Source organism: uncultured Nitratireductor sp. (assembly GCF_913053745.1).
Taxonomy (GTDB): Bacteria; Pseudomonadota; Alphaproteobacteria; order Rhizobiales; family Rhizobiaceae; genus Nitratireductor.
The window spans coordinates 1-6,970 of record NZ_CAJXGF010000197.1 but is presented as its reverse complement, the minus strand read 5'-3'; the positions used below and the strand labels follow the sequence as shown (position 1 = coordinate 6,970).

General features: G+C 60.5%; 4 protein-coding genes. 1 reads left to right on the top strand and 3 read right to left on the bottom strand.

Annotated features, from left to right (window positions below):
* The coding region (gene gltX, locus QZ638_RS21470; RefSeq protein WP_295814304.1) for a glutamate--tRNA ligase at positions 1 to 863 on the bottom strand (863 nt) is incomplete at its 3' end.
* A 129-nt stretch (positions 864 to 992) separates the two neighbouring features.
* Here gltX and QZ638_RS21465 point away from each other — a divergent pair.
* Entirely contained in the window at positions 993 to 3,371 is a 2,379-nt protein-coding gene (locus QZ638_RS21465) for a ComEC/Rec2 family competence protein (RefSeq protein WP_295814299.1), read from the top strand.
* 123 nt (positions 3,372 to 3,494) lie between these two features.
* On the opposite strand, the gene QZ638_RS21460 is transcribed toward QZ638_RS21465, so the two are convergent.
* Together QZ638_RS21460 and uvrA are read right to left on the bottom strand one after the other, a co-directional pair.
* Entirely contained in the window at positions 3,495 to 4,295 is an 801-nt protein-coding gene (locus QZ638_RS21460; RefSeq protein ID WP_295814297.1) for a DUF72 domain-containing protein, read from the bottom strand.
* 4 nt (positions 4,296 to 4,299) lie between these two features.
* Positions 4,300 to 6,969 (bottom strand): excinuclease ABC subunit UvrA, encoded by a 2,670-nt coding sequence (gene uvrA / locus QZ638_RS21455; protein ID WP_295814294.1) that lies wholly within the window; start codon positions 6,967 to 6,969, stop codon positions 4,300 to 4,302.
* Position 6,970 lies beyond the last annotated feature (1 nt).

Below are 6,970 nucleotides of genomic sequence, written 5' to 3'. Positions count from 1 at the left end.
CAGCGAATCATGTCGTCATCCGACATGATTTCGTGATCGCCATGGCTCCAGCCAAGTCGCGCCAGGTAGTTGCGCAGCGCCGAGGGCAGGTAGCCCATGGCGCGATAAGCCTCTACTCCGAGCGCTCCGTGACGCTTGGAAAGTTTTGCGCCGTCTGGACCATGAATGAGCGGGATATGTGCCATGACCGGCACTTCCCATCCCATCGCCTTGTAAATCACCGTTTGACGTGCCGCATTGGTCAGGTGATCGTCGCCGCGAATGATGTGCGTCACGCCCATGTCGTGATCGTCGACCACCACGGCGTGCATATAGGTCGGCGAACCGTCCGAACGCAGGATAATGAAGTCGTCGAGGTCTTTGTTGGGAAAGCGGATTGTGCCCTGTACCTGATCCTCGACTACTGTCTCCCCATTCTGGGGCGTCTTGATGCGGATCACGGGCTTGATGCCATCCGGTGCCTGCGCGGGATCGCGGTCGCGCCAGGTGCCGTCGTAGCGTGGCGGGCGTCCTTCGGCGCGTGCCTTCTCGCGCATCGCCTCGAGCTCTTCCTGCGAACTGTAGCAATAATAGGCTTCTCCAGCGGCGACCAGTGCCTCTGCCACTTCGCGGTGGCGGTCGGCCCGCGCATACTGGGAGACCGGCTCGCCGTCGCAGCTCAAGCCCAGCCAGGAAAGCCCATCCAGAATCGCCATTGTGGCCGTATCGGTCGAGCGCTGACGGTCGGTGTCCTCGATGCGCAACAGCATTTTGCCGCCCATATGGCGTGCATAAAGCCAGTTGAAGAGTGCTGTGCGTGCACCGCCGATATGAAGATATCCGGTGGGCGAGGGCGCAAAGCGGGTGACGACGGGCTTTGTCATGGATCTTTCCCGGGAATTGTCGCGGCCGCGCAGTCCGAATGAGGGTATGCGATACCGCAGGTGGCGTTCGGTTGGCTGTCATGTAGCATACAACGCTCGGGGCGCAAGCATTGCACGGGAGGCCACGCCATGGGGGGCGAGGCGGCAGCGGCAGAAGGCGACGAACGCATACAGTTCGCAGCCACCGGATCGAGACCGGCCGAAATGGATAAGGTCGACCCGCAACCTTTGCGGCGCGGCTCCTCATTTCGCGCCGCGGCGAGACGCTGGCGGATCGCTGACCGTGCAGCAGCGTTCGTTGCCGGCATAATCTCCGCCGCAACGCGGGAAGCCCAGAGGGGAACCCTGTTTCTATGGCTGCCGGTACTGCTGGGCTGCGGCGCGCTGATTTACTTTGCGCTTCCAGTCGAGCCGCCGGTTTATGCGCTGGGCAGCGGCGTTGCCGTTTGCGCGATAGCGATCATCCTCTCAAATGGTCGGCCAGGTCTGCAGCGCTCACTGCTTGCAGCGCTTCTTGTGCTGTTGGGGCTTGTGGCGGGCATGCTCGAGACATGGCGTGCCGCCACGCCTATGCTGGGGTCGGACATTACCACACGTGTCACCGGGCGCGTGCTTGCCGTAGAGCCGCGCGCCGGAGGGCGCATTCGCCTGACGTTGGAACTTCTGGAAACCCAGCGTCCGCAATTGCGCTATCCACCAGCACGTGTACGACTTTCGGCGCGCGCCGTCCCTGCGGGTTTGAAACCGGGTGAAGGGGTTCGAGGGCTGGCCCGGCTCATGGCCCCCTCCGGACCTGTGCGCCCGCAAGCTTACGATTTTTCGTTTGAGAGCTATTTCGATGAGCTTGGCGCTGTCGGTTTCTTTATGCGCAATCCCCAACGCACCGAGCTCGACACGCCCGCAGGGTTTTCTCAACGGTTCTCGTCATATCTGCAGGCAGTGCGAGAAGGCTTGGCGGAGCGGCTCCGCGAGCGCGTCGGCGGGCCGGAGGGAGAGGTCGCTGCTGCCTTGATCACGGGCATGCGCGGCGGCATCCCCAGCTCCTACAACGAAGACCTGCGGCGGGCCGGTCTGGCGCATGTCCTGGCCATTTCCGGGCTGCACATGGCACTGGCCGCTGTTACCATCATAGGGTCGGCACGACTCGGCTTTGCCTTCTTTCCGGGTTTCTCATCGCGACACCCGGTGAGAAAATATGCGGCTGCGGCTGCGCTACTCGTCTGCTTTCTCTATCTTCTGGTGTCGGGAGCGGGTGTCGCCGCTCAACGTTCGTTTCTCATGCTGGCGGTTATGCTCCTGGCGATGTTGTTCGACAGGGCGGCGCTGACATTGCGCAATCTCGCGATTGCCGCGCTTGCGGTTCTAATCGTTGCGCCGCACGAGATCGTCGGACCGGGGTTTCAAATGTCGTTCGCAGCAACGGCAGCGCTTATCGCTGGCTACGCGGCATGGAATGCCAATCGTGAAAAACGTTCCGGTCACGACGGACGTGCCGAGCGGCAAGGTTGGCGGGCTGTGCTGCGTTTTGTTCTCATTTACATCGGCGGGCTCGCCCTGACCTCGTTGATCGCCGGCGTTGCCACCACACTTTACGGCGTCTGGCATTTTCAGCGCGCGTCGCCGTTGGCCCTTGGAGCCAATTTGGCGGCGATGCCCATTGTATCGCTTGTGGTCATGCCGTCGGCCGTCGCGGCAATGGTGACACTTCCCTTCAATCTGGACGCCTGGCCCCTGGCCTTCATGGGGTGGGGCATAACCACGGTGATGAAGATCGCACACTGGTTTTCCGACCGCACGCCATTCGATGCGACCGGCGCAATTCCGCTCGCCGCCACGTTAAGCCTCACGGGCGCGTTGGCGATCCTGACCCTCACGACGACGAAAATGCGGTTTGCAGCGCTGCCCCTGCTTGGGCTCGGCCTTTGTTTGATCGCATCGCGCAATTTGCCCGATGTCTTCATCTCCGAAGATGCGAGATTGGTTGCCGTGCGAACGCAGGATGGCGCGCTTGCTGTCAATCGTTCTCGTCCCAACGCCTTCTCCACCGAGAACTGGCTGCGCGCTGCGGCGACTGGCGCTGTGCGAAAACCGGAAAAGCTCGCTACGGGTTCCAGTGGCGAGCTTGTCAAACAATCCGGCGAAGGCGGGTTTTTGTGCAATGACGATGCCTGCGTGTTTCGTCATCCGAGCGGAGCCGTGATAGCGCAGATAAAAGAAACGGATGCACAGACACCCCGCGCGATCATCGCCGAGCTGTGTGAGATCGCCAACCTCGTGATCGTCAACGAAGCAAGGATCGACCGAGGATGCGACAATGGAGACGCTCAAATGATCACCGCCAAGGATCTGGCGAGACGGGGCAGTGCGGAGGTTCGAATCGCAGCAAGCGGAGAACGAGCACCCGTGCTGCGTGTCGTCTTCGCGATCCGGGAACCCTATCGCCCCTGGCATGAGCATCGGAAATTCTCACGCGCCGCCCGTGGGCTCGGCCCCTACAAGGGCAGGTAAAGGAACGAAACCAGGAACCGATATCAATCGTGAAATGATAAAATTAATCTATTAATATCAATATATTGAAAAGAATTTATAATTCTCCGCGTAAGGTTTTGAGTTCTCCGCAGAGCGCGATGTTCAGCCAGCACGCTCCATAAAGGCTTTCGCCGCATGGGGCGCGCGAATCTTTCCTTCATGGATGAAATAAACGAACACGTCGCGTGGTTTGCGCTCCGGTTTGAAATCGGGGTCAACAAGTGGCAGGTCATCCGGTTGGCCACCACCCGCCCATTGTTTGGCTCGCTCGCTCCATGCGTCGAGTTCCGCCGGTGGATAGGCGGTCGGAATATCATCCTCGCCGCGTTGCAGGCGCGCATAGACGAAGTCGCTCGTGACGTCGGCAATCTCAGGATAGGTGTTGTGATGCGCATAGCAGATGGCGGCACCGTATTTGCGCACGAGTTGCGGAAATTCGGGCGTACAGAAGGAATCGTGTCGCACTTCCAGCACGTGACGCAGCGCGATTCCGTCACGCTTGGCCGGGAGAAGTTTCAAAAAGCCCTCGAAATCCTCCGGGTCGAACTTTTTGGTCGGTGCAAACTGCCAGACAAGGGGACCGAGCTTGTCGCCTATTTCGGATATCCCGGAACCGAGAAATTTCTCAAGAGATTCGGAAGCTTCGGAGAGAACCTTGCGATTGGTCACGAAGCGGTTCCCCTTGAGTGAGAAAACAAACCCTTCCGGCGCTTCGCTTGCCCATTTCGCATAAGTGGCAGGTTTCTGGCTGCCGTAATAGGTGCCGTTTACCTCGATTGTCGGGACTTGCCGTGATGCATACTCAAGCTGGCGTTTCTTTGCCAGATCGTCGGGATAGAAGGTTCCTTCCCACGGCTGAAACGTCCAGCCGCCCATACCGGCGCGAATGGTGCCTGTGCTCATCTGTTCACTCCGCTGCCTGCGCCTTGCCGGCCGGCCGGCGCTCCAGAAGTTCTTTCAGGAATTTGCCGGTATAGCTGCGCGGTTCGGCCATCACGTCGTCGATAGACCCGGACGCCACGAGTTCACCACCGCCAGCGCCGCCCTCGGGCCCCAGGTCGAGAACCCAGTCGGCCGTCTTGATGACTTCGAGATTGTGCTCGATCACCACCACCGTATTGCCCTGGTCCACCAGTTCGTGCAGCACCTCGAGCAACTTCGCCACGTCGTGAAAATGCAGCCCCGTGGTCGGCTCGTCGAGAATGTAGAGCGTGCGCCCCGTGGCCCGTTTCGACAGCTCCTTGGCAAGTTTGATGCGCTGGGCCTCGCCGCCGGAAAGCGTCGTTGCCTGCTGGCCGATATGGATGTATCCGAGCCCGACGCGGGCAAGCGTCGTCAATTTGTCACGCACCGCCGGTACGGCGGCGAAGAATTCCACCCCCTCGTCAACCGTCATCTCGAGCACGTCGGCAATAGACTTTCCCTTAAACGTGACTTCCAGCGTCTCCCGGTTGTAGCGCTTGCCGTGACAGACGTCGCAGGTCACATACACATCGGGCAGAAAGTGCATCTCGATCTTGATGACGCCATCCCCCTGACATGCCTCGCAGCGCCCGCCCTTCACGTTGAAAGAGAAGCGGCCGGGCTGGTAGCCGCGCGCCTTCGCTTCCGGCAAGCCAGCAAACCAGTCGCGGATCGGCGTGAAGGCGCCGGTGTAGGTGGCGGGATTGGAGCGCGGTGTACGACCGATCGGCGACTGATCGATGTCAATCACCTTGTCGAGATGTTCCAGACCCTCGATCCGGTCGTGTTCGGCCGGTTGTTCGCGCGAGCCCATAATGCGGCGCGACGCGGACTTGAAAAGCGTCTCGATCAGAAGCGTTGACTTGCCACCGCCGGAAACGCCGGTCACACAGGCAAAGGTTCCGAGAGGTACCTCGGCTGTCACATCCTTGAGATTGTTACCCCGCGCGCCCACAACGCGGATGCGGCGCTTTTTCGGGATGTCGCGGCGTTGTGCCGGCATGGGGATGGCCATTTCGCCCGTCAGATACCTGCCTGTGACGGAGGCGGAGCTGGCCATGATGTCACGCGGCGTGCCCTCGGCGATGATCTGGCCGCCATGAACGCCGGCCGCGGGACCGATATCGACCACATGATCGGCCGTCAGGATCGCGTCCTCGTCGTGCTCGACCACGATCACCGTATTGCCCAGGTCTCGCAGATGCCTGAGCGTCGCCAGCAGGCGGTCGTTGTCGCGCTGGTGCAGGCCGATCGAGGGTTCGTCAAGTACGTAAAGCACGCCCGTCAGGCCGGACCCAATCTGTGAGGCGAGACGGATGCGCTGGCTTTCACCGCCCGACAGCGTGCCCGAACTGCGTGAAAGCGTTAGATAATCGAGCCCCACATCGTTGAGAAAACGCAGGCGTTCGCGAATTTCCTTTAGAATCCGCACGGCGATTTCGTTTTGCTTGTCGTTGAGACGTTCCGGAAGATCTTCGAACCAGGCGCCCGCCTTGAGTATCGACATCTCTGTCACCTGGCCGATATGCAGATCGTCGATTTTGACAGCAAGTGCCTCGGGTTTCAGCCGGTGTCCTCCGCAGGCAGGGCAGGGGTGGGCCGACATATAGCGCTCGATCTCCTCGCGCATCCAGGCCGATTCCGTCTCCTTCCAGCGCCGTTGCAGATTCACCACGACACCTTCGAACGGCTTGGTGGTGCGGTAGCTACGCAGGCCGTCATCATAGTCGAAGACGATTTTCTTGTCGCCGGTACCATTCAGGATCGCATTCCGGCCATCGACCGGCAGATCACGCCAACGGTCGCCGACCTTGAAGCCATACTCGCGCCCGAGCGCTTCCAGAGTCTGCAGGTAATAGGGGGATGTGGATTTCGCCCATGGCGCGATCGCACCTTCGCGCAGTATCGTGTTGTCGTCCGGCACCACGAGATTCGGATCGATGGCGCGCTGACTACCGAGTCCGTCACAGGTCGGGCAGGCGCCAGCGGGATTGTTGAACGAAAACAGCCGCGGTTCGATCTCCGGAATGGTGAAACCCGATACCGGGCAGGCGAATTTTTCAGAGAAGACGATGCGCTCATGCGTCTCGTTCTTCGATTTGTTGGCGCCGCCGCCTTGGGCGGTCGCAGCTTCGGAGAGCGGTTTGTCGGCGAATTCGGCGATTGCCAGTCCGTCCGCCAGCTTCAGGCAGGTTTCGAGCGAATCCGCCAAGCGCGTCGTCAGATCGTCACGCACCACCACGCGGTCCACCACCACGTCGATGTCATGCTTGTATTTCTTGTCGAGCGCCGGCACCTCCGCAATCTCGTAGAAAGTACCGTCTACCTTGACGCGCTGGAATCCCTTCTTCTGGAGCTCGGCCATTTCCTTCCGGTATTCGCCTTTGCGCCCGCGCACGATTGGTGCGAGAACGTACAGGCGCGTGCCTTCCTCCAGCGCCATCACGCGATCGACCATCTGGCTGACCGTCTGGCTTTCGATGGGAAGTCCGGTCGCCGGCGAATACGGGACGCCGACGCGCGCGAAAAGCAGACGCATATAGTCGTAAATCTCCGTCACCGTGCCGACGGTGGAGCGGGGATTGCGCGAAGTGGTCTTTTGTTCGATGGAAATG

Excerpts from the sequence above, each read along its gene's own strand:
- QZ638_RS21460 (WP_295814297.1), bottom strand. The coding sequence starts at position 4,295 with ATGAGCACAGGCACCATTCGCGCCGGTATGGGCGGCTGGACGTTTCAG.
- QZ638_RS21465 (WP_295814299.1), top strand. The coding sequence starts at position 993 with ATGGGGGGCGAGGCGGCAGCGGCAGAAGGCGACGAACGCATACAGTTC.